The following is a 1,389-nucleotide window of genomic DNA, read 5'->3' on the forward strand; positions in this document are numbered from 1 at the left end:
CCCATGCTGTGCGGTGCGGTGCCACTSGGGCTGATTTTTGGCCTGTTRTTCTAYGGSATCACKCGCTATGGCATGRCAGCCTTCCGCSAACAGAGRCGYAAGCGACTRGCCGAAAAGGGGAGCCTGCTCCAGGGGCAGGAAGACATCGTGTTATCACGCCCTCTGCCCCCTCGACATCGCCGTTCTGGAGGATGAATTGCGGGCAGGGCAGCTGTAGAAATGCCTCCGCTCGTCGGCAATATCGCCGCTATAGCGACGCTTCCCTACAATTGGCGGCCCGATATCTGGAGGCTCCGTCATGGGTCCTCGCCGCACTATATTGATGAACGCCCCACCCTGTCTCTTTGGCGCGATGTCCGGCCGATAGACGCTCATGAAGCTCTCTGTACAGACAGGCCTATTGGCACTGCCTGCGTGGGCCGCCGGAATAGGGCTGGTAGGTGTTATCTTCGTGCCGATAGGAGCGGTAACGGCTGAAGCAATAGTCAATGTGGTCGTCCGAAAGTTGGGGGCGGACCTCGTCCGTTAACGCGTAGCCATCCGTCGAAGCGTAGTTTGCCTCAACGTAGCTGACGGCAACGGGCGGCTGCGCGGTGGCGACGTCGGAATAGGGCGAGATGCATTGGCGCTGCCGCCCTGTGTAGGACCTATAGCTGTTGTCCTCTGGCTGGTAAGACCGGTAGCGGCTCGCGCACCATTCGACATGGGCGGCTGGCATTTCGGCCCTGGCCTCCACCTGGCCTGTCGAAGGCTGAACGGCGGAAGTCACGATCGGGTCGGGTGCCGCTTTCGCCCTGGCGGAGGCGTCGGGTACCTCAGCCTGCTCAGCCGGAATGCGCTCGAAGGACTGTGCCTCCGTCTTCACAGGCTGCGCGTCCCTAGTCCACAGATCCGCGACACTGATGCTGGGTCTTGCCTGCCGCACGGGCTTGGCTGCGAGAAGCCATGTTGCAAAGGCAAGGCCACTGGTGAAGACCGCAAGTGTCAGCAAGAATCCTCCGGCTATTCCCAACAAAGCCTTCACGCTGTGCTCCTTAAACCTTCCATTTAAAGAGAATGCGGGGCGCTGGATCTGGTTCCAAGAAGTGCGCTGGGCGGAGTGTGCCGGTAAAAAGGAGTGCTTGTTGATGCGCCGGCGTCGACATCCAACTGCCGCCTTAGCCGCCGCTTTTCTCGGCGATGGACTCGACGCCAGCGGATTCGAGGGCTCGGCCGATCGCAACCTGCCTTTCACCAAGCCATCCGTCACAGCGCCCTGGAGCCTAGCTCTCTGAGAAGCCACTCCTCAGGGCCCCGGAGGCATCTGTATGCATGCAACTCGCCTCAACGTCCGCTCAGAGGTCGTCTGCCGAATGGCAGCTATCCGCCGAGCTCGCCCCGATAGCGGAC

At 61.1% G+C, this 1,389-nt stretch carries 2 protein-coding genes; one reads left to right on the forward strand and one right to left on the reverse strand.

The features are described from left to right. Positions 1–397 precede the first annotated feature (397 nt). Complete coding sequence (locus tag ACXJ7R_RS32790) at positions 398–991, reverse strand: BA14K family protein (protein ID WP_457155422.1); 594 nt, start codon at positions 989–991, stop codon at positions 398–400. Between ACXJ7R_RS32790 and ACXJ7R_RS32795 the strand changes: the two genes are divergently transcribed. Further along, complete coding sequence (locus tag ACXJ7R_RS32795; protein WP_457155423.1) at positions 969–1,274, forward strand: hypothetical protein; 306 nt, start codon at positions 969–971, stop codon at positions 1,272–1,274. The genes ACXJ7R_RS32790 and ACXJ7R_RS32795 overlap by 23 nt on opposite strands. Positions 1,275–1,389: the final 115 nt, after the last annotated feature.

The organism is Mesorhizobium sp. P5_C1, from assembly GCF_054049815.1.